The organism is Paenibacillus sp. FSL K6-2862 (genome assembly GCF_038005125.1).
GTDB classification, from domain to species: domain Bacteria; phylum Bacillota; class Bacilli; order Paenibacillales; family Paenibacillaceae; genus Paenibacillus; species Paenibacillus illinoisensis_A.
On sequence record NZ_JBBOSN010000001.1, the window covers coordinates 5,277,415 to 5,299,578 of the forward strand.

A 22,164-nucleotide genomic window follows, 5' to 3' on the forward strand; every position below is an offset into this window, starting at 1 on the left:
TAATTCCCGAATCTTGAATTCTTCCATAACATTGTACAACATGTGGCAAGTTTTTAAGTTCACGTTTACCTATCTCAGTGCCAATCCTCAACAGATCCTACCCATTTATCAGGTGGTTTTCAAAGAAGGATATGTATAACAGGGATAGCTGCCCAGAACACGAACCTGACAATTCAATGCCTCGATCTCAGCCATGGCTGCTGTGAGCAATACGGATTCTACGGTTTCCTCAACATCGATATAAAAATAGTAACTGCCCAGCCTTTTCTTCGTAGGACGAGACTCCAGCCTAGTCAAATTCAGCTTTCTCCAGGCGAATGCGGACAATACCTGATGCAGAGCACCAGGTGCATCTTCAGGCAGTGTAACCAGCAAACTTGTTTTCACATGATCTGGCTCACGTTGAATCTGTACTGGCTCATGACCAATAAGTACAAAACGGGTGTAATTGTTATCATGATCAGTCACCCGTTCAGCCATGATATCCAATCCATGCTTTTGTGCAGCAAGGCGGGTGCCAATAGCGGCCCAGCCCTTTCCGGGATTCTTTTTTACCAACTCGACCGCTTCTGCCGTACTATTGACGCCCTCAAGTTCAGCATTCGGCGAATGAAGACGGATAAAGTTCTGGCACTGCGGAATAGCTACCGGATGGGACATGATCTTGGTGATTTTGCTGAAGTCGTATGCCCCGTTCCCGTCAGCGAACTCGGAACCATGTCCAATCACATTTTGTATGGAGGGATACACCCACTCCGCTTGCATTGGAATATCCACTTCGTTAACCAGCCAGTCCATATGCAAACTAACGGAGCCTTCAATTGTATTTTCAATAGGAATGACGCTATATTGTGACTTGCCACTATCCGTGGCGCGAAACACATCAGAAATCAGCTTGGAATGAAGCAGCTCGAGCGGTTCCCCATTAAACAGAAATTCTACAGCCTCATGGGAGACGGAGCCTTCAGGTAATACGGCAATTCGTTTCATGCTTTAACTTCCCCTTTAATTCTGTCCAAAAAAGGACGTTCATCTTGATCAGGCAGTACGGTTACACCGTCCAGGTCCGGATCCAGCCATAGCGGCGTTGCATTAATGCCTTCCTTGCCCATGGTCTCCATCAAATACTGTTCCAGCTCGGCTTTGCGGGGATCATGCCGATCCACCAATGTCAGAACAGTTGGTCCGGCTCCACTTAGTGCAGCTCCCAAAGCACCATGCTCTACAGCATGTTCCAATATTTCAGTCATGCCGGGTACCAAAGATGCCCGGTATGGTTGGTGAATACGATCCAGCATCGCCCTTTGTATCATATCCAGTCGCCCGCTTGCCAGCGCTGCAACCAGCAGGGAAGACCTGCTGATATTATGCACGACATCCGACTTGTCAAATTGCTGTGGAACGACATTTCTTGCTTTGGAAGTCGATAGTTCGAAGTCTGGCACAATGACCAACGTCTGTAAATCCTGATGCGGCTCAATACGGATGTGATCCACACGAATGCCATCCCAAGCAGCCGCAATAATACCCCCATATAGAGAAGCCCCCACATTATCCGGGTGCTTTTCAAGCGAAGTAGCCATATCCATTAGCTTATCGTCCGATAGCGGAGAACCAATTAATGCGTTCGCGGCAGCCAAAGCACCAACAATGGCAGATGCGCTGCTTCCCAGTCCGCGGGTAAGAGGAATATCCGAAAACATGGAAATCTCCAGTTCAGGAACAGACACGCCTGCTTCATTGAATACCATCTGTGCGACTTCGTAGATTAGATTGGATCTATCCGTTGGCAAACCATTCAGATGATCTCCATACAGATGAAACACCGTCTGTTCGGACGGCTTCATCTCAATCCAGGCATACAAAGACAATGCCATGCCCAGGGTATCGAACCCTGGACCCAGATTGGCTGTACTTGCAGGTACTTTTACTGTAACTCGTTGCTGCAAACTCATACGGATTGCTGCTCCAGCTGTGCAATAGCCGCCATAACCGCTTCTTCCGAATCATCTACTACAAGCGGCTCTGTTGCTACCGTTTTGATCGCGATGTTCGGATCTTTCAAACCATGACCCGTCAAGACACATACAACCGTCTCTCCGCCTTTAAAGTATCCTTCCTGCTTCAATTTATATACTCCTGCAACCGAAGCAGCCGATGCCGGTTCAGCGAAGATCCCTTCCCGTGCTGCAATTGTACGATATGCTGTCAAAATTTCCTCGTCCGTTACATAATTGATCTGTCCACCGGACTCTTCAGCCGCACTCACAGCGGTCTTCCAGCTAGCCGGGTTACCAATGCGGATCGCAGTGGCCACAGTTTCAGGCTCAAGAATCGGCTCTCCCTTAACGATTGCCATCGCGCCTTCTGCTTCGAACCCAACCATCCTCGGCAAGGAATCCGATTTTCCCGCCTCTTTGTATTCTTTGAAGCCTTTCCAGTAAGCAGAGATATTCCCTGCATTGCCGACTGGAATTGCCAGTACGTCAGGTGCTTGACCCAGTTGATCAACCACTTCAAATGCAGCTGTTTTTTGACCTTCGATGCGATAAGGATTCACAGAGTTCACCAGTGTGATAGGGTGCTTCGCTGTAATCTCACGTACAATTTCCAGTGCACGGTCGAAGTTACCGTTAATCGCAATCACTTTGGCCCCGTAGATCATGGCCTGTGCCAACTTGCCCAGTGCGATGTTATTGTTAGGAATCAATACGATACAGTTCAGACCACCACGTGCTGCATATGCTGCAGCAGCTGCAGAAGTATTACCTGTGGAGGCACACATGATGGTACGGCTGCCCTCTTCCATTGCTTTCGCAACAGCCATTACCATACCGCGGTCTTTGAAAGAACCACTTGGATTCAAGCCTTCGTATTTAAAATATAGATTCAGTCCAAGTTCCTTGGACAGATTTTCGGCGTGAATGAGTGGGGTGTTTCCTTCCTGAAGCGTAAGCATAGGTGTATTTTCATTAACCGGAAGGTACTCTTTGTACGTTTGCAGCAATCCTTGATATCTCATTGTAGTAAGCTCCTTTATGATTAAGTATTACGAATATGAAGACCTGAATTTATAGTATTAAAAGATTGTACATTCAATTTAACCAAGCAACGGTACAGGATTAGAAAAATAACCTTACCCCTCAACCCGATATACACTCTTGATGCGGCGTATGACGCTAAGAGATTCAAAGTGTTTCAACACTTTATCCATGCTTGCCTTGCTTGCATTGTGAGTAACGATGATGATCTCGGCATCCGGGTTATGCTCGTTCGGCTGTTGAACAACCGAAGCCAGGCTGACTTCATACTCGGCAAAAATCTGCGTAATTTGCGCCAAAACGCCCGCTTTGTCGTCCACGTGCAGCAAAATGAAGTTCTTAGACATAATCTGTTCATCGCTTTGCAGACGCTTCTGCTTGTAAGGAACGATGGCTTTAAGTCCGTTTACGCCAAGCTTCAAATTTTTGATCACAGCTACCAGATCTGCAACAACGGAAGTGGCTGTCGGAAGTTCACCTGCACCCGCACCATAGAACATCGTTTCGCCTACTGCTTCCCCATGTACATACACCGCATTAAACACGCCATTAACGGAGGCAATCGGGTGACTCTGTCTTACCATGGTAGGCTGAACACTGATATTGATCTCATCATCACGGCAATCCGCAATTCCAAGCAGTTTCATCTCATACCCAAGTCTTCTGGCATACGTAATGTCCTCACGGGTTACGGACGAAATACCACTAACCGCCACATCTTGGAGCTCCACATTGGTGCGGAAACCCAGTGTTCCCAGTATTGCCATTTTGCGCGCGGCATCCAGTCCCTCCACATCCGAAGTTGGATCGGCTTCTGCATAACCCAGAGCCTGTGCCTCTGCAAGAACCTCTTCATAAGAAGCGCCTTCCTGGCTCATTTTGGTCAAAATAAAGTTCGTTGTTCCGTTCACAATACCCATAATACGGGTAATCCGGTCAGAGGAGAAACCTTCAATCAGGGTGCGGATAATGGGAATCCCACCGGCCACACTGGCTTCATAGAAGACATCACATTTCTTCTCCTGTGCCTTCGCCAATATCTCGGAGCCATGGAGAGCCATCAGGTCCTTATTTGCCGTGACAATATGTTTCCCCCGCTCCAGCGCTTCAAGAATGTACTCCTTCGTCTGTTCGATACCACCCATAACCTCCACGATCACATCGATATCCGGGTGGCGAATCACTTCCCACGGATCTTCTGTCAGTTTGGCTCGATCCACTGCAATGACGCGATCCTTAACCGTATTTTTTACAGAAATCTTCTCGATAACAATTGGTGAGCCGACCTGACTGCTCAGATCCTCTTGGTTCCCTTCCACGATGCGAACAACCCCGGTACCTACTGTTCCGAGCCCCAATAATCCTACTTTTACCGGTTTCACTAACGATCTACCCCCTAATGTCTTTTATGTCTGCCACCTCTGTACACTCTTTATGTACAATGAAGCAGTTTTTTTCATATATCCGGACGTTATGAGATAAAATCCAGTTAGCCCTGACCTACAATCCGTGTGCGCCGAACCCCCGGCATATCCTGCATCCGATCCAACATTTCACCGATTTCTCCGTGAAGATGTGACGTCTCTACCGATATAACGACATTGGCTCTTCCTTGAAGCGGGATACTCTGATTAATCGTGAGTACGTTGGCTCCATATCCAGCCACATGTCCCAACACGCGAGACAATATACCAGACTGATGCTCCAGATCAATCGATATAGTGACGATTCTTTCCCGTTCCAATTGGTTGATGAGGTGAATTCCATCCTTATACTTGTAAAAAGCACTTCGGCTTAATCCGACCTGCTCTACCGCTTCATGCACTGTTTTGACATCCCCCGAAGCAAGCAGCTCTTTAACCTGCATCGTCTTCACCACGGCTTCCGGCAAAATGTCTTCCCGTACTAAGTAATAGCGTTCATTCACAGAACGTCCTCTCCTCAAAGACTCATGTTTTCATATAGTGGACATTATATCGGATCTATACTAAAAGGGCAATACGTTACATGTCTATTTTTTTCAAAACGGTTTCTCAAAGTATACAAGGTTCTCCCTGCCTCATGTTAGGTAAAAACAAAAAAACGCAGAGCAGCGGGTCATTTCCCACTTCTCTGCGTTTACATGTACTTTATATTTGCCAGCCATACATTAAAGTTTACATACCAAACTTAATAGTAGCTGCTGCCTTCTACGAATTCAAATTCGAAATCGCCAATACGCACAATCGTGCCTTCTACAGCACCACGTTTACGGAGCTCTTCATCCACACCCATATAACGCAATGTACGCGCAAGTTTAAGGATGGCCTCATGCGAGTTCAGCTGCATCCGTTTCATCATGCGATCAATCTTGGCACTCTCAACAACAAAGATCTCATTCTCCCGCACAATACGGAAACCTTCGTCCTCTTTCTTATCCAGACTGTACACTTTGCGTTCAGATATGTCTGCTACTTCTTCCACCACGACTTCGTCCGGAATCTGATCAAGCAGATCAGCCGCACGATACAGGAGTTCCTGAATTCCTCTGCGAGTCAGGGAAGAGATTGGCATGATTTCAATATCCGGCTGAACTTCACGAACCTTTTGCATAAATTGCTCCAGATTCTCTTCCGATTCCGGCATATCCATTTTGTTCGCTGCTACAATCTGAGGTCTCTCCGCGAGTACCGGATTGTACAACTTCAGCTCTTCGTTGATTTTGACCCAGTCCTCAAACGGATCACGTCCTTCCGAGCCAGACATATCCACAACGTGAATAATGATGCGGGTACGTTCGACATGGCGCAAAAACTCATGTCCAAGTCCGATGCCTTCATGAGCACCTTCAATCAGTCCTGGCAAGTCGGCCATAACGAAGCTGCGTCCTTCACCTACACCCACTACGCCCAGGTTAGGTGTAATGGTCGTAAAGTGATAGGCTCCGATCTTCGGCTTCGCCGCTGATACAACGGACAACAGGGTAGATTTCCCGACACTCGGAAAACCAACCAAACCCACATCCGCCATAACTTTAAGCTCTAGCACAATATAGCGTTCTTCGCCCTCTTCACCATTTTCGGCAAGTTCAGGAGCTGGGTTATTGGGTGTGGCAAACCGGATATTCCCCCGGCCGCCCCGGCCACCACGCGCAACGACAACCTGTTGACCATGACGCGTCAGGTCTGCCAATACTTCTCCACTGTCTTCATCCAAAATCACAGTCCCAGGTGGGATACGCACAATCATGTTCTCAGCGTTCGCACCATGCTGACTTTTATTGCGTCCCTTCTCACCACGAGGGGCCTTGAAGTGACGCTGGTAACGGAAATCCATCAATGTACGCAAACCTTCATCCACACGGAAAATGATGTCAGCTCCTCTGCCTCCATCACCCCCGGCAGGTCCGCCGTTTGGTACATACTTCTCACGACGGAACGAAATAATTCCGTCCCCTCCGTCTCCGGCTTTCACATAAATCTTCGCTTTATCTACAAACATGGCTACCCCTTCTTCCTATATTCCACACGGCATTCTAAATTGTATAAACGTGTCTTCAGACGGAAGCTGCTCCGTTCTGACTTTTTTTCCTTTTAGTACGGCATTAAGCTGCCGTAATGTTTCCGGATCGGGTGTTTGATCCCCGTCCAGCCGAACAACCACATCTCCATGGTCTTGTCCGAAGTTCAAGGTCAGTTTGCGAACCTCTCCCCAAGACGACCGGCCGCCACCGTATTGATAGGCTCTGATTGCATCTGCAATTGCGCCCGTAAGCGACTCGCCATCCTCGGGAGAGATCAGAGCACTAAGCTGCAATTCTTCCTCGACTTCCACATGCAATTCCAGAGCGGCGCCACTGGCACGGAAAGACTGGAGATAAAAAACGAGTGAGGGAATGCCTAATTTGGAAATCCGACTTTCCTCGGTTACCCGTTCTTTTATTCTTTCCACACATTGCACGGATTTATCAAGTTTGCCCAGCCGAAGATATCCATATAACACCTGAAGATCATTCATCCAATCATGCCGATGATGATTTAGTGATGCAATTGCTGTCTTTTCCATAGATTGTATGATGGTTCTGCGTTCCGCTTCCGCCTGTCTCTTCATTACATTCATTGAAACAAAGATTACGGCCACGGACCACAATGCGCATACAGCACTCGAAATGGCTGCCGGATACAGCATAACGAAAACCAAAGGAATCAGAAGTGAACATGCCGCAATCCACGGCACTCTTTTCCAAGATTTCATGGCTTCTCCCCGTTCTACAAAACTCGGTTGGTTTTAAACCCCACCGTAACCAAGTATAACATGTCTTTTCTGCCAGTTCATTATCGAAAACATCTATACCAACCCTAAATACAAAGAGCCTCCGGCAAAATTGCCGAAGGCTCCTTAGGCGGAATGCCGATATTATGCTTTTACTGCAGCTGCTACTGGAGCAACGTCCACAGGGTAAATGCTTACTTTTTTGCGATCGCGTCCCCAACGTTCGAATTTCACAACGCCGTCCACTTTCGCAAACAAAGTGTCATCTTTACCGATACCCACGTTCGTACCTGGGTGGATTTTTGTTCCGCGTTGGCGAACAAGAATGCTACCACCAGTTACTGTTTGACCGTCAGCACGCTTAACGCCAAGGCGTTGCGCTCTACTGTCACGACCGTTCTTCGTGGAACCTACACCTTTTTTCGATGCGAATAACTGAAGATTTAATTTCAACATGATTGGTTGTCCTCCTTCTTTACTTATTTGAGTTGCTCTATCTTAATATACTTCCCGTATGACTCTGCAATATCAGTGAGCATAAGAACCATAGATTCGAGCAGCAATTGCACCTGGGACCAAGTTCCGTCTCTCTCCAGCACTGGCAAAGAAGCGCTTAAAAAGCCATTCTTCATTTGGGCATCCATCTCGACACCAGTCAATGCTTCGATCGAATTCACTGTACCCACTGTAACAGCGGATACCCCGGCACATACGATATCTTCTCCCCGCTTGGCATAATTAGCATGCCCTTTGATGGAAAAGCGATCGATGCTCTCGTCATCGTTACGAAAGATTTGAACGATAATCACTTATCGCACCCTCTTACGCTTGGATTTTCTCGATAGTTACTTTAGTGTACGGTTGACGGTGACCTTGCTTCACATGGTAGTTCTTTTTCGGTTTGTATTTGTATACAACAACCTTTTGACCTTTGCCATGTTTCTCCACTTTAGCCGTTACAGTAGCTCCGGAAACCAATGGTGTACCTGCTGTCAAACCTTGATCGTTAGATACAGCCAGGACACGGTCGAACGTTACGCTTTCGCCATCGTTCGCAGTCAATTTCTCGATGAACAGAACATCGCCCTCTTGGACTTTGTACTGTTTGCCGCCTGTTTCAATAATTGCGTACATTTGCCTTGCACCTCCTCATGTCTCAGACTCGCCCGGTCTCAGGTGACAGCCTCCTTGCGGAGCTGTTCTTGTACCCGGCCAGTGCGGTTACAGCATGTGCAAGACCAATAGGCTAAACACATACCTGATGATTATACCATCATCCCAAGTAAAAATCAATGCAATGGTGAAATATATCTTTTACCTGTCCCGTGACAAGAAGAACAGGGCTCCACATAAGGAAGTGTACTTTCTTCCCGGACTTTTTTACGTGTAAGTTCAAGCAGACCAAGCTTGGTCCAGCCCATGACAAAAGCCTTGGTTCGATCTTTTTTGAGTTCAGCCTCCAGCGCTGCAGCAACTTCCTGCCGATTGGTTGCTTCCTCCATATCGATAAAGTCCACAATGATCATGCCACCAATGTCCCGCAAACGCATTAAACGTGCAATTTCGACGGCTGCCTGCATGTTGGTTTCTGTTACGGTTTCTTCCAGACTATCCCCGCCGCCTCCGGTGAATTTGCCTGTATTAACGTCCACCACGGTAAGTGCCTCTGTATGATCAATGACGATGTAACCGCCGCCGGGGAGCCATACTTTGCGTGCAAAATCCTTATTGAGCTGCTCTTGAACACCATACGCAGCAAAGATGGACTCTGCGCCCCGGTAAACCTGTACCTTCGGCTGATGACCCGGACAGATCTCCTCCAGCAAAGCCCTCACCTCCCGGGCTTGTCCTTCACTATCTGTAATAACCTCATCGCTGCCTGGAGTATACACATCCCGAATAATTCGCTGAACCATACTGTGATCCCGATGCAACAGGCTCGGTGAAGGCAAACTGTCTGCTTTTTCGCATATCAAACGCCACTGCTCACGCAACGATTCCAAGTCAGCCTCTATGGCCTCCCGCTGCTCTTCTGCGGATACGGTTCGAATGATCAGCCCTTCCTCCCCACGTCTGAGCTGATCTCCCAATGCCTTAAGACGGGAGCGATCCCCTTCGCGGGCAATCTTCTTCGAGACGGCTATGTAGTCCGCTATCGGCATGTAGACAAGCCATCGGCCCGGTAGTGAGTAATGTGTCGTCACCCGGGCTCCTTTGCTTCCTACCGGCTCTTTCAGAACCTGAACGATGACATCCTGACCTGGACGAAGCAATTCGGAGATTGAAGGTTTCACCTTGGGTTGTTTCTCCAAATGAGGGTGCAGGACATCATCCACATATAGAAAGGCATTTTTTTTCTGACCTATATCCACAAAAGCAGCCTGCATACCCGGTAGCACGTTGACGACTCGTCCTTTGAAAAACGAACCAAGCAGTCCGCGTTCGCGTGTACGTTCTGCTGTAAATTCCACAGCTTTGCCTTCTTCCAGAAGCGCCATTTGCATGAGGTTGTGTTCATTATGTACGATCATTTGTTTCATGGCTTGACCTCTAGAAGACAATTCAATTCATCCACATCCATTCTGTGTCTTTGCAATTCTCAATGTATATGTATTACCCCAAATCTGGACGAGTTCACCAACCTTATTACAGTTTATCTGTGTTCTGCTTGAAATAGGAACCGATAATTCGCTGTTCAGGCAAAACGGCCATAATTCGTCCCTGTCTGTTCATCACATATACCATATGATATTTCTCTCTCTTTAATAGACGCAGAATAGTGTCCAAAGGTTTCGCCGGAAATGAGATTATCGGCTGTGCCAAACTGCCTGTAGACGCATGATAGGCAAAAGCGCCTTCCCGATTCATCAAAAAGCGGATAAAGCGATAAGGTACGTTTCGATAATCGGTCACGTTGGAATAGAACAGAAAGAGACCAATGAGCAAGATATTCAGCGGGAGCCCGTAGTCTCCAGTGATCCATTTGCTGATGGCAAACAGAATAACCCCTGTACTGCATAAGATGCTAATCCGATAAGTCCACATTAATGTTGTATAGTAGGGAGCAATTAAACTGACGAGTGCCTGTACTATTTTACCGCCATCCAGCGGAAGTACGGGCAGCAGATTAAACAGGGCAATCAGCAGATTCCCTTGGATAATGTACGCCAAGAATACTGGATCTCCCAGGTTGGCGTACTGCAGCAGCATGGTGATCCCGACCATCACAATGTTTTGCAGAGGACCGGCCAGCGCAATGATGATTTCCCGCCCAGCCGTAAGCCGGCCCCCGTCTTCAATAACAGCCACACCGCCAAAAGGAAGCATCTGAATTGACAGGACACGGCAGCCCAGAAGGGCTGCCGCCGCAGCATGTCCACATTCATGAATAAATACGATTGCAAACAGTGTGATGAGTTCTATAAAATGTCCTGTAGCCAAGGAGGCCAGCATAATAATGACAAAAAACGGATGAAGCGAAATGCGTACACCCCACAACCTAATCAAGGGCAACCACTTCCGCAGGATCTACATACTCTTCGCCCTCTTTTACAGCGAAATATAGCGTGGCAGGTTGTTCTCCGCCTGTGGACTTGAGGCTGCCAACGACATTTCCGGCCTCCACCCAGTCATTTACTTCGACTTCACTCTCGTTCAATCGTCCATATATCGCAGTCAAGTTGCCTGTATGCTGGATGACTACAGTTATCCCATTCTCTGCATCGCCAAGAACTTGCAGAACTCGTCCTGCATCCGAACTGACGACCTGTACAAATCCAGTTCCTTCTGCTTCCGGGACGATCTCTATGCCCTTCATGCTCAGTGCAAAGGGTTGGACGATTGTCCCAGAGAGCGGTTTACCCAGCAATGATCTGACCCCCGAACCATTAACTGCATCTGTGGTATGGCCCAGCACAGGCAGGAAAGACGGTGTCCCGCCAAAGTGCCGTTCATACCAGAGCGCTGCCGAGGCAAAGTCCATGTCCCGATGCAGCGCATCTGCAATAACCGTTTTGGGTGAAGATGCCCATGACGCATTGAGTTGAAACAGTCCCCATACGGCTCCAAAAACCAATGCACTGACTACTGTTCTACGCACCAACGATTTCACCAAGTTAAAACGTGTATGGCCACCTGAACCGTAATGTCCGTTCTCTTTTTTCCACAGCCATTCGGGATCCCTTTCCTGTTCTGTCAGTAGTGATCCAACATGTCTTGTCTGATCCTGTATATCAAAAGAAGAAGTAGGTCTTGGGCTCTCGGCAATCTTCTTGCTCGGCCCCGAATTCGCTTCCTGCATAATCTCCATCGCAGCACCATCCAGCAACCGCCGTATCCGTTCTTCTCTTCTTTGCTTGATTCGAAGTTTCGTATTCATGGAATATCCTCCCGCCGAGGCTTGTTTAATACATCCTATGAAGAGCTCTTTCATAATATGAACAAGCTTCCGGGTCAAAGCAAAATAACTCCACCCAGGTAAGATCAACCTGCCGAGTGGAGTTTAATCTGGAGAAAAAAGATAGGGATTTCTGTGCTGAAAACATTAAAAAAGCCGGGCTGCAAAAGCCGCGGCGGTAAGTATTTATATCTATAAGGACGATTGTATTAACCCATTTAACCCATACCAAAAAACTTTTTAAAGCGTGAGAATGCGCCCTTTTTCTGCTCTAACTGCATCAGTGGAACCGTATCTCCCAGAATGCGACGAGCAATGTTCCGATAGGCAATCGCTGCAAGCGAGTCTGGATTCATGACTGTAGGTTCTCCAGAGTTAGCCGCTTTGATGACAAGTTCATCATCTGGCACAATGCCAATCAGATCAATGTTGAGGACTTGCAAAATACCATCAATATCAAGCATATCGCCCGATTTGACCATGTTGTTCCGAATACGGTTTACAACCAGCTTCGGTGATTGAATATGCGAGCTTTCAAGTAGGCCGATGACCCGATCCGCATCACGTACAGCCGCATTCTCAGGTGTAGTCACCACGATGGCCTGATCTGCTCCAGCGACCGCATTTTTGAATCCCTGTTCAATCCCGGCAGGACAATCGATAATGACATATTCAAAATCTTTTTTCAATTCCAAAATGATGTCCTTAACCTGTTCCGGTGATACAGAGTTTTTATCTCTTGTTTGCGCTGCAGGCAGCATATACAATTCTTCGAAGCGTTTGTCTTTCACCAACGCCTGATTCAGACGGCAACGCCCGTCTGCCACGTCACACAGATCATAAATGATCCGGTTCTCGAGTCCCATCACGACATCCAGATTGCGAAGGCCGATATCGGTATCTACCAGACAAACTTTTTTTCCGAGCAGCGCCAGCGCTGTTCCGATGTTTGCTGAGGTGGTTGTTTTACCAACGCCGCCTTTACCCGAAGTGATCACGATCGCCTCTCCCATGAGCTACACTCCTTTAAACACATTAAAATCTCGGCGCAACCGAACGATATTGCTCATCTTGTCGATCTGCATCTGATTGTCCTGTAAATAAGCAAATTCCATCCCGGTATCCCGGCTCTCCCATTCGTCAGGGGGACGGCTGATGATATCAGCGATTCGAAGCTGCGTCGGTGCAAATACCGATGCGGCAATGATTGACTCGTCGTCCCCGCCGATCCCAGCGTGAGCCATGCCTCTGAGTGAACCCAAAACATATATATCTCCGGTACACGTCACCGTGCCCCCCGGATTGATATCCCCAAGAAACAGGAGATTCCCTTCGTGATGAAGCACTTGACCTGAACGCACCATGCCACACATCGTAACAATTGGCGGTGGCCCTTTAACCTCTGGTTTAAGGGCTGGTGAATCGATGGAGCGAATGAGCAGATTACCTTTTTGCTTCAATATGTCTAATATCGCTTCTTTTTGGTCCTCTGTCACTTCGCGGCTGCCCAGTTTGATATCCACATGAACAATCGGTCCGGTCAAAATATTTTGATGGCTGTGTTCCAGCTTATAGCGGAGCTCATAGAGCAATTCCTCGAATTCACATTGATCGTCCAACAGGAAAACCAAGCCGTCTCGGATGCCTTTAATCGTTACGTGATTCGATTTTACCGTCATAAGCCTGTCCCTCCCATCTCATTACATTTCGTGCCCGGGCCTCGAAGTTCCTGCTTTTCACTCTATAAAATGTATCAGGATGCCTCCTGCACCTTGCTCTTTCTTTTGCCGATACGCTCCAGCTGCTTCCGCAGCGGAGTATAAATGATCAGAGCAAACACAAAATGAATGAACAGATTGGGAATCATATATTCAAGCAAAGCCCAGTCAAAGGTCACGTGATTGAGGCGGAAGAGCTTATATAAAAAGAACAACATGGTGTCGTTAAGCAGACTTCCCAAAATGACGACAGTAACCATAACTGGTAGAGGTGCACGCGGTGCCTGAAATATAAGTCCCATCATATAAGCAGATAACCCCATTGCAAATCCATAAGGTCCGATCATCTCTCCATAAAATACAACGTCATGAAGCAGTCCAAAAAAGATGCCGAGCACCAGAGCAGTGTGGCGATGATGATATACAGCGATAAACAGAATGACGATATAGACCAAATTGGCCGAAATGCGCAGCTGCCATCCGGAAGGAATAAGCAGTGGCAAAATCGTTCCTTCCGCGATGAACAAAACGAACAGCAACAGGAACAAGACTTGCTTGCGTGTCACCATTACTCCTTCACCTCGGGAGGAATAACCACCATCAGCTCTTTCCAATCCAGGAAGCTCGCGTAGGGTTCTATCGTTGCTGTACGCGTGAGTCCGTATTCGCCAACTTCAATTTTCTTGACTTCCCCGATTCGCATGTACTTCGGAAAATTATTGATAATACCCGATGAGATAATTTCGTCGCCTTTTTTGATATCAGACTCTTCCGAAATTTTGGTCATCTTAAACATGCCTGTCTTGGGATCAAAACTCTCGATCATGCCAAAAACGGTATCTTCCTTGCCCACCGCCGTTGCTGCTATGGCATTGGAATTGGGATCGTTGGCATCCATCGAGGTTAGCAAATTCACCGTGGAGGTATAGGCACTAACGTGACTGATCACCCCAACCAGACCATCCTGGGAAGTGACAGCCATGCCTGGCTTAATATCCGCATTCTCCCCGATATCAATATTGATTGTTCTGCTATTAGGATCGGAATTGGCACTGATGACCTGAGCAATACGATATTCGTAGTTATACCGATTTCTCTGTTCAGCCGTAAATTTTAGCAAATCCTTATAACGATCGTTGGTTTTCTCCATCTCGTTATACTTCAATCGATCCCGGGTATAGTGCCCCATCGCGATTCGCAACTCTTCATTCTCTTGATAAACCGCACGCATGTTCGCTACATCTTTGAAAAAGCCCGCTACAGCAGAAGCGGGCTTGTAAAATACGTATTGTACAAATCCGACTGAATCCTTCAGGAATTTTTCCGGCCAGGATAGAGCGGTTCGCGGACCGAGCGTAAAGCCCATTAACGCGATAAATGTAACAAGGCCCACCAGCAAAACAAAAAGTCTTTTGTTGCCCAGCAGCTTAAACAGTTCGAACACCCTCTAACATCCATATTCTCTTCCGAGCTATGCCCGGCGGGGAGACGTGCAGACTGATAGTCCCTTCGAGAATATTCGCTGATCTCCCCGGGTATGCGGGTAATAGCTCTCCCGACCGAAGTCGGGTCCTCTTCGTTGGCGACTGACGCTTAACTCAAACGTGACATTAAGCGATCAGTGCCGGATTAACGTTTGGAACGAACTGCCGAACTGCTTCTGCTTTTGAACAAATGGATGTTCTCCAGAGCTTTACCTGTTCCGATTGCTACACAATCGAGTGGATTTTCTGCTACGATGACCGGCATACCTGTCTCACCAGCCAGCAGCTTGTCCAGATTGCGGAGCAACGCGCCGCCGCCAGTCAACACGATACCGCGGTCCATAATATCTGCCGCAAGCTCAGGAGGACATTTTTCCAAAGTTACTTTCACAGCTTCTACAATAGCATTTACCGTATCTGCCAGAGCTTCGCTGATTTCATCCGATGTAATCGTGATGGTCTTAGGCAGACCTGTTACGAGATCGCGTCCACGAATTTCCATCGTTTCCACTTGTTCCAATGGCATAGCTGAACCGATTTCCATTTTCAATTGTTCAGATGTACGTTCACCAATCATCAGATTGTACTGACGTTTAATATACTGAATGATCGATTCGTCCATCTCATCACCAGCTACACGAACGGAGCGGCTTGTTACGATTCCGCCGAGGGAAATGACCGCCACTTCAGTCGTTCCTCCACCGATGTCCACAACCATGCTGCCTGTTGGCTCCCATACCGGAAGATCTGCACCAATAGCTGCTGCAAATGGCTCTTCAATCGTGTATGCTTCACGCGCACCGGCCTGTTTTGTTGCATCTTCAACCGCACGTTGTTCTACCGCTGTAATTCCGGATGGTACGCATACCATAACGTTCGGGTGACGTTGGAACATCGAGCGCTGTTTTTGCGCTTGGCGAATAAAGTATTTGATCATCGTTGCCGTCGTATCAAAATCAGCAATAACGCCGTCCTTCATCGGACGAATCGCACGAATGTTACCAGGAGTACGTCCGATCATTTTTTTGGCAGATTCCCCAACAGCCTCAATGCTCTTGGTATCTGTCCGCAGAGCAACCACCGAAGGCTCCCGCACTACAATACCTTTTCCACGTACATAAACCAGCGTATTCGCTGTCCCCAAATCAATACCCAAATCTTTCGTAAAACCACCAAACATGACGTAATCTCCTTTTCTGCCTCATATTGCCGCCCTATTAACGATCAGAGCGTTTCATTTTCATTCCCTCTGCCATCCAGCAGGGTTCATCATTCATTGAAATGTATTGCATCTGCAAAGTGAACCTATCTTCTACGGACAACGCCGTCAATATTCATAGGAAAACATCAACGCCAACCATTATATTATACTAAGCCCTTCTCCTTCAAACTTACGTATGTTCCATCGCCGATAATGATGTGGTCCAGCACATCTATGCCCACGATTGAACCTGCTTCGATCAGTCTCTTGGTTATTTGAATATCCTCAGGACTAGGCGTAGGATCACCGCTAGGATGATTGTGTGCGCATACGATCGAGGCACTGCTGCATTTGATGGCAGCACGGAACACTTCACGTGGATGTACAATTGAAGCATTAAGGCTACCCATGGAGAGTGTTTCCTGGGCAATAATATGATTTTTGCTATTCAGGAAAAGACACACAAAGTGTTCCTTCTGTAAGTAACGCAGCTGCTCGAGTAAAATATCAGCTGCGTCACGAGGTGTACGGATTGAAGGAGACTGTACCCGTCTGCTCTGCGCAATCCGGTGACCAAGTTCAATACCAGCCTTGAGCTGAACAGCCTTGGCCATACCAATTCCTTTCATGGCAGTCAACTCGTTCAGACTCATATCCATTAGTGAACGAATGCCACCTGCTTCAGTGAGAATGCGCTGTGCCATGTGCACTGCCGATTCCTGCCTCGTACCTGTCCGAAGTAAAATAGCCAGCAGTTCTGCATGGCTTAAGGCGCCCGCCCCATATTCCATCATGCGTTCTCTCGGGCGTTCTTCATGGGGGATGTCGCGCATCATGTACTGAGGCGACTCCATATATTCCCTCTTTTCACATCAATCATTTCCCACAATCAGGCGCGCGGCAGCACATGAACTCCGAATCCATCCAACATGTCGCTGAGCAGGGAAAGAGGTAAGCCCACGACATTAAAGTAACATCCTTCAATGCGGTCTACCAGTGAAGCGCCAATTCCTTGAATTGCATACGACCCTGCTTTGTCCATAGGCTCGCCTGTCTGAACATATGCCCCGATCGTTGCCTCGGACAGTTCCTTCATCGTTACCTCTGTCTGCCGATAGTGCACAACAGACTGTCCATTTCCAGCATCAATACATGCAACACCAGTGAATACACGATGTGTACGTCCCTGAAGTCTGGCGAGCATACGTTCAGCATCCTGTTGATCCACAGGTTTGCCCAGAATGTCTCCATCCAGCACAACGACAGTGTCACTGCCAACAATAATAGCGTCCTGTTCCTGACCTTCAAGCCCACGATAGACAGCCATTGCTTTGCGCATGGCAAGCTCCTGAACCGTCTGTTCAGGAGTCCATTCCGGCGGCGTGTCTTCATCTGCGTGACTCGGTATTACTTTGAAAGCTAGTTGAAGTGAAGCGATCAGATCCTTGCGCCGCGGCGAAGTGGAGGCCAGAATAATAGGGCGCGATTGTAATTTATTCAAAATAAACGGCTCCTTATGCTACGGCGACATCTGTCGTATCACCATAGTAGATGTCATTCGCTTAGTTTCGTCGTCAAAAATCGTCATTCTCCTACAGTCTGCGATACAGCCATACAGCCGCAATAATACCAATCAAACTGAGGAGGCTCATTTGAAATTGAAATGAAATGTCATAACTGATAATATCCAGATCAGCCTGCGGTGACCAACGTATGGTCGTGGCTTTGGTTAGAATGGCTACAGCCTTGACTGGCTGCAGTGCCTTGGCGATCCACGCTCCGGCCATCCAGCCGAGCAGAAGAAACAGTATTAACATGCCGAAGTTTTTTTTCATCGGTTATCTTCCCTCGCCATTTTTTGACACCCACATTATTATACGGGGTTTTGTACGTCAATACAAACACAAATCCGGCAAGGGGAACTATTTCCAGTTCCTTGCCGGACAGGGATTTCGGGGCTGTGTTAGGGGAAGGAAAACTTATTGCTTTATCCCTTCAAGCCATTTTTTCTGCTGCAGAACATAATCCATCAGATCCGCTTGTACCGCCCACATGTGTACATCGGAGGGATTTTTGTTATACTCGGCAACTGCCGTAATTGCACTGTTCATCGATTTTTCCATGGCTGAAACGATCGGCGCTGCTTCTTGTCCGAGACCTGCTGAGAGTTTACCCACACCTGTTATCCAGGCCTCGTGCTGATTCTGTAATGCAGTCATCGTTTCCGGGGCAACAGGCTCTGGATTTGCCTGACCAAGCTGCCCGATGGACAATGTGGATAGTTGTTCCACCAATGCATTGCTGCTGCTGAAGAAGAGCTGAACATCTTCCTCATTCATACCGAGAGCTGCAGAGTCCACTGCAGGATATGCGATCTCTTTGACGTACAATTCCACGCCCTCCGCCTTAAGACGGGAGCTCAGCAGTTTGGCTTCCTCACGGTCGGAAGAGATGCCCGCATACACCCGATTCCCATCGTCCGGATCCGTTCCTGCAGCGATTCCAGACTGGGAGAGTTCAAGCTTGGCTTGTTCAGCACGTTCAGGCGAACTAAAAACACCGTACTGAAGTGCATAGTAACTGCCTCCGCTAAGTGCTGACTGTGCTTGTTGGTCCGTCCCGGAAGCACTCTGTACTCCCGTCACACTCGATACTGGTTGATTGGTTTGGGGAAGTACGTCCGGACCTGTTCCTTCCCGATTAAAAAAAGAGAGAATAACCATACCGAAAAGGGCACCGGTGACCAGTGCTCCCGTAACCGAACCAATCATCTTCCAGCCCCTCGGAGGGCGATTTCGCTTGTAGGAGTAATGATCGCGATCCGCCATCCAGTCATGACCCACATAATTGCTGTCTTCAGGAAGCTCTTTCTCATTTTCGTCAGGATACACTGTATGATCCGAATAAACATACTGCGACTGTACAGGATCCAGATTCCGGTCCTTTCTCTGATCCTGCTCCAGTATACTTGTCCCGGTCAGGGTGGTCTCTCCCCAATCTCCAGGGATATCCTCCGGTGTCCATGAAGGCGCGACATCGATCCGCGGAGCACTGTGTGATATCTCATCAGATAAGGATGGAAAGGTTCCAATCACCTTCTCATCCTTATGATTCGGCTTGTCCGACTCGTTCTCCCCGAAACGAAACGTCATTCTAGCATTGCTCACCCCGTACCCTCTCCTTTGTCCCATTTATATCAGCTATATGCCCAGAGACAATGAAAGATTCCTAGAAATTCAAAAACCCGCCTGCTTCTTTTCGAAGACAAGCGGGTCATAAAGTGGACTATTTCAGTCCTTTGGCCAGTGTGTCGCCAACCTTCCAGATATCCCCTGCTCCCATTGTGAGGACAAGATCTCCTGGCTGCAGACGATTCTGCAAATCTGCTACCACTTCTTCCTTGGTAGGCAAATAACGAGCAGCAGCATTACTGTTCTGAACAATCAGTTCAACCAGCTTAGCGGAGTGAACACCTTCAATCTGTTTTTCTCCCGCTGGAGAATAGATGTCGGTAATAAGTACCTCATCTGCTTCCGCGAAAGCACGACTAAATGCATCCAGCAGGAAGAAGGTACGCGTATATCTCTGCGGTTGGAACACCGCGATGATACGTTTCCCTGTCGCTTTCGCTGCACTGATGGTTGCCTCAATTTCAGTCGGATGATGAGCATAGTCATCGATGACCAGAATATCCCGTGCTTCACCCAGCACCTGGAATCTGCGTTTGGCACCATGGAACTGAATAATGGCTGCCGTGATCTTCTCAAACGGAATGCCTGCTTCCAGACAGGTAATGACCGTAGCCATGGCGTTGTAGACATTATGTTTGCCTGGAACAGAGAGCTCTACCGTACCCAGTGCGTTACCCTGATGGCTCATGGTGAAGGAGATCCTGCGGTCCCCCAGTACGATATCCGATGCCATATAATCGGCCTTCTGATCAATGCCGTATGTCGTGATTCGGGATTTCAGCTCAGGTAAAATGCTTTGAACGTTCTCATCGTCCGCACAGACAATGGCTGTTCCTTCCGGACGAATTTGACTCAAGAACTGTACATACGCTTTTTTGAGCTCCTCGAAGTCGCTGTTGTAATTCTCCAAATGATCGGCTTCGATATTGGTCACAATACCTAGCCATGGATGATACTGCAAAAACGATCCATCACTCTCATCTGCTTCAGCCACGACCCAGTCGCCCTGGCCCGCCTTGGCATTGGTTCCCAAATTCATGATTTCTCCGCCAATGATATACGTCGGGTCAGTATCGCATTTGTCCATGACAAGTGCAATCATTGAGGAAGTCGTCGTTTTGCCATGGGCACCTGCAACCGCAACACCTTTGCGCTCATTGAGCAGGCGCGCCAGCATCTGTGCACGGTGAAGAATCGGAATATTAAGCTGCTCGGCTGCGACTCGCTCCACATTATCCGCCGGAGCTGCTGTAGAGTAGACCACGAGATCTGCTCCATTTACGTGTTCAGCCGTATGTCCGATATATATTTTCGCTCCCTTGGCTGCCAGCTTCTCAGTCAACTCCTGTGAAGCGACATCCGATCCGGTAACGGTGTATCCCATCTCCAGCATAACTCGTGCGATGGCACTCATGCCATATCCGCCAATCCCTATAAAATGAACGTGTTCTGATGTATTTAACAAAACTTTCACCAACCTTTTTCAGAATCGGTTTGATGCAAAAGGGCTGCCCTCACATCTGCAATGAGATACAGTGTGCCGGACACCACCCCCAGATCTTCCGCTTCCGTCCGTGACTTCAATAGATCAAGTGCCTTCGCCCAATCGGGCTCGACGATGATTTCCAGATTCTCTTTCGCAATGGCGGGACGTAACCGCTCGACGATCTGCAGCAACTCGGCTGCATCCATTTTGCGTCGGAAATCTGGCTCGGTCAGGATCAGCGTATCCACTAGTGGCAGTATATGCTGCAAATACGCTTCGTGATGCTTATTCGCCAGCATGCCCATCATCAAATTTAACTTGTTGTGAGGATATACGTCGACAATGCTCTTGGCCAGTGACTCTGCCCCTTCCGGATTATGCGCACCATCCAGTACAATTCGGGGTTCGTGAACGACCTTCTCGAATCGGCCAGCCCAAAAGGCATTCTCCAATCCAAGGGCAATATCTCTGTCATCCAGAATGAATGCCATGTACTGTCTGAGCAATTCAAGCACCATAAGAGCACCCGCAGCATTATCCATCTGATAGATGCCCTGCATTCGAATGCGAGCATCGAGCTCGCGGAACGGTCCTGCAAAATGAAAGGATTGACCATTCTCATCACTATGGAGTCTATGGTAAGAAAATTGTTCTCCAGACAAATACACAGTTGATCGGACTTGCTGGGCCTTTTCCCGAATCACCTTAACAGCCTCTGGCTGCGTAACACAGGTAACAACAGGTACGCCTGGTTTAATAATGCCTGCTTTTTCTCCCGCGATCGCTTCAATGGTATCACCCAGGACATCCGTATGATCCATACCAATATTCGTAATGACCGAAACCACGGGTGTAACGATATTCGTTACGTCCATCCTTCCCCCCAGTCCAGTCTCCCATACTACTACATCCGGATAACACTCTTCTGCATAGTACAAGAGTGCCAGGGCTGTAGACACTTCGAACATCGTAGGTGATCCAAGAACAGTAGACGCCATATCTGTGACCAGCGGATGGAGTCGATTCGCTAACTTCAGCAGTGTCTCTTCCGGAATATCCTCCCCGTTGTATTGAAAACGATTCGTGAATTTCGTGATATACGGAGACGTAAACGTTCCTACATCGTACCCCGCCTGAAGCAGCACCGACGTCAAAAAAGCGCAAGTCGAACCTTTTCCGTTCGTTCCCGCGACATGAATAAATTTGAGACGCTGATGAGGATTACCGAGCAATGACATGAGCTCCGTGATTCTTTCCAATCCGGGTCTGATGCCAAAAGGAATAAGGCCATTGATCCAGTCCACAGCCTCGTCATAGGTATGCAGAGGGGCATCTACGCCCGTGCCATTAAGTTCCGTCATATGTTTCACCTTCGGTCCCGAGTTTGATTGAAAAA

The 22,164-nt window shown here is 48.0% G+C and carries 24 protein-coding genes and 1 other annotated feature; all 24 genes read right to left on the bottom strand.

Annotated features, from left to right (window positions below):
* Nucleotides 1-108: 108 nt before the first annotated feature.
* The 24 genes from pheA to MHB82_RS23955 all read right to left on the bottom strand — a co-directional run bounded on the left by pheA (nucleotide 109) and on the right by MHB82_RS23955 (nucleotide 22,129).
* The gene (gene pheA / locus MHB82_RS23840) at nucleotides 109-990 is read right to left on the bottom strand and encodes a prephenate dehydratase (RefSeq protein WP_095361440.1); all 882 of its coding nucleotides are present in this window, start codon (nucleotides 988-990) and stop codon (nucleotides 109-111) included.
* Nucleotides 987-1,955: a homoserine kinase gene (gene thrB / locus MHB82_RS23845; protein ID WP_341176020.1), complete on the bottom strand. Its 969-nt coding sequence runs from the start codon at nucleotides 1,953-1,955 to the stop codon at nucleotides 987-989. Before thrB ends, pheA begins: the two co-directional genes overlap by 4 nt.
* The gene (gene thrC / locus MHB82_RS23850; protein ID WP_095361438.1) at nucleotides 1,952-3,022 is read right to left on the bottom strand and encodes a threonine synthase; all 1,071 of its coding nucleotides are present in this window, start codon (nucleotides 3,020-3,022) and stop codon (nucleotides 1,952-1,954) included. Before thrC ends, thrB begins: the two co-directional genes overlap by 4 nt.
* Nucleotides 3,023-3,136: 114 nt before the next feature.
* Nucleotides 3,137-4,423, bottom strand: a complete 1,287-nt coding sequence (locus MHB82_RS23855; RefSeq protein WP_095293333.1) for a homoserine dehydrogenase — start codon at nucleotides 4,421-4,423, stop codon at nucleotides 3,137-3,139.
* 107 nt (nucleotides 4,424-4,530) lie between these two features.
* Nucleotides 4,531-4,968 carry an ACT domain-containing protein gene (locus MHB82_RS23860; protein WP_024633956.1) on the bottom strand — a complete coding sequence of 146 codons (438 nt, stop codon included), beginning with the start codon at nucleotides 4,966-4,968 and terminating at the stop codon, nucleotides 4,531-4,533.
* Nucleotides 4,969-5,210: 242 nt separating this feature from the next.
* Complete coding sequence (gene obgE, locus MHB82_RS23865; RefSeq protein ID WP_095361436.1) at nucleotides 5,211-6,521, bottom strand: GTPase ObgE; 1,311 nt, start codon at nucleotides 6,519-6,521, stop codon at nucleotides 5,211-5,213.
* 15 nt (nucleotides 6,522-6,536) lie between these two features.
* Nucleotides 6,537-7,274, bottom strand: coding sequence for a Spo0B domain-containing protein (locus tag MHB82_RS23870; protein ID WP_095361435.1), 738 nt, complete (start codon nucleotides 7,272-7,274; stop codon nucleotides 6,537-6,539).
* Between the two features lie 162 nt (nucleotides 7,275-7,436).
* A complete protein-coding gene (rpmA, locus tag MHB82_RS23875; protein WP_095293321.1) occupies nucleotides 7,437-7,748 on the bottom strand; it encodes a 50S ribosomal protein L27 in 312 nt (103 codons plus the stop codon).
* 23 nt (nucleotides 7,749-7,771) lie between these two features.
* Entirely contained in the window at nucleotides 7,772-8,101 is a 330-nt protein-coding gene (locus MHB82_RS23880; protein ID WP_341176021.1) for a ribosomal-processing cysteine protease Prp, read from the bottom strand.
* Between the two features lie 13 nt (nucleotides 8,102-8,114).
* Complete coding sequence (gene rplU / locus MHB82_RS23885; RefSeq protein ID WP_095293319.1) at nucleotides 8,115-8,426, bottom strand: 50S ribosomal protein L21; 312 nt, start codon at nucleotides 8,424-8,426, stop codon at nucleotides 8,115-8,117.
* 14 nt (nucleotides 8,427-8,440) lie between these two features.
* Nucleotides 8,441-8,525 (bottom strand) — a sequence feature (ribosomal protein L21 leader region).
* A gap of 56 nt (nucleotides 8,526-8,581) precedes the next feature.
* Nucleotides 8,582-9,832 carry an Rne/Rng family ribonuclease gene (locus tag MHB82_RS23890; RefSeq protein WP_095361434.1) on the bottom strand — a complete coding sequence of 417 codons (1,251 nt, stop codon included), beginning with the start codon at nucleotides 9,830-9,832 and terminating at the stop codon, nucleotides 8,582-8,584.
* Nucleotides 9,833-9,938: 106 nt separating this feature from the next.
* Nucleotides 9,939-10,799, bottom strand: coding sequence for a M50 family metallopeptidase (locus MHB82_RS23895; protein ID WP_110822801.1), 861 nt, complete (start codon nucleotides 10,797-10,799; stop codon nucleotides 9,939-9,941).
* A complete protein-coding gene (locus MHB82_RS23900) occupies nucleotides 10,792-11,670 on the bottom strand; it encodes a M23 family metallopeptidase (protein WP_341176022.1) in 879 nt (292 codons plus the stop codon). Before MHB82_RS23900 ends, MHB82_RS23895 begins: the two co-directional genes overlap by 8 nt.
* A gap of 236 nt (nucleotides 11,671-11,906) precedes the next feature.
* Nucleotides 11,907-12,701, bottom strand: a complete 795-nt coding sequence (gene minD, locus MHB82_RS23905; protein ID WP_024633965.1) for a septum site-determining protein MinD — start codon at nucleotides 12,699-12,701, stop codon at nucleotides 11,907-11,909.
* Nucleotides 12,702-12,704: 3 nt separating this feature from the next.
* Nucleotides 12,705-13,367, bottom strand: coding sequence for a septum site-determining protein MinC (gene minC / locus MHB82_RS23910; RefSeq protein WP_095293315.1), 663 nt, complete (start codon nucleotides 13,365-13,367; stop codon nucleotides 12,705-12,707).
* Between the two features lie 74 nt (nucleotides 13,368-13,441).
* A complete protein-coding gene (gene mreD / locus MHB82_RS23915) occupies nucleotides 13,442-13,975 on the bottom strand; it encodes a rod shape-determining protein MreD (protein ID WP_095361431.1) in 534 nt (177 codons plus the stop codon).
* A complete protein-coding gene (gene mreC / locus MHB82_RS23920) occupies nucleotides 13,975-14,850 on the bottom strand; it encodes a rod shape-determining protein MreC (protein WP_095361430.1) in 876 nt (291 codons plus the stop codon). Before mreC ends, mreD begins: the two co-directional genes overlap by 1 nt.
* A 185-nt stretch (nucleotides 14,851-15,035) precedes the next feature.
* Nucleotides 15,036-16,070: a rod shape-determining protein gene (locus MHB82_RS23925; RefSeq protein WP_095293312.1), complete on the bottom strand. Its 1,035-nt coding sequence runs from the start codon at nucleotides 16,068-16,070 to the stop codon at nucleotides 15,036-15,038.
* Between the two features lie 185 nt (nucleotides 16,071-16,255).
* The gene (radC, locus tag MHB82_RS23930; RefSeq protein ID WP_095361429.1) at nucleotides 16,256-16,945 is read right to left on the bottom strand and encodes a RadC family protein; all 690 of its coding nucleotides are present in this window, start codon (nucleotides 16,943-16,945) and stop codon (nucleotides 16,256-16,258) included.
* Nucleotides 16,946-16,980: 35 nt separating this feature from the next.
* On the bottom strand, nucleotides 16,981-17,592 hold the full coding sequence (locus tag MHB82_RS23935) for a Maf family protein (protein ID WP_095361428.1): 612 nt from the start codon (nucleotides 17,590-17,592) through the stop codon (nucleotides 16,981-16,983).
* 91 nt (nucleotides 17,593-17,683) lie between these two features.
* Nucleotides 17,684-17,926: a DUF4321 domain-containing protein gene (locus MHB82_RS23940; RefSeq protein WP_095293309.1), complete on the bottom strand. Its 243-nt coding sequence runs from the start codon at nucleotides 17,924-17,926 to the stop codon at nucleotides 17,684-17,686.
* A gap of 144 nt (nucleotides 17,927-18,070) precedes the next feature.
* Entirely contained in the window at nucleotides 18,071-19,258 is a 1,188-nt protein-coding gene (locus tag MHB82_RS23945; RefSeq protein ID WP_341176023.1) for an SPOR domain-containing protein, read from the bottom strand.
* Between the two features lie 118 nt (nucleotides 19,259-19,376).
* Nucleotides 19,377-20,696 carry a UDP-N-acetylmuramate--L-alanine ligase gene (murC, locus tag MHB82_RS23950; protein WP_255248065.1) on the bottom strand — a complete coding sequence of 440 codons (1,320 nt, stop codon included), beginning with the start codon at nucleotides 20,694-20,696 and terminating at the stop codon, nucleotides 19,377-19,379.
* A 56-nt stretch (nucleotides 20,697-20,752) separates the two neighbouring features.
* A complete protein-coding gene (locus tag MHB82_RS23955) occupies nucleotides 20,753-22,129 on the bottom strand; it encodes a bifunctional folylpolyglutamate synthase/dihydrofolate synthase (protein WP_341176024.1) in 1,377 nt (458 codons plus the stop codon).
* Between the last annotated feature and the right edge of the window lie 35 nt (nucleotides 22,130-22,164).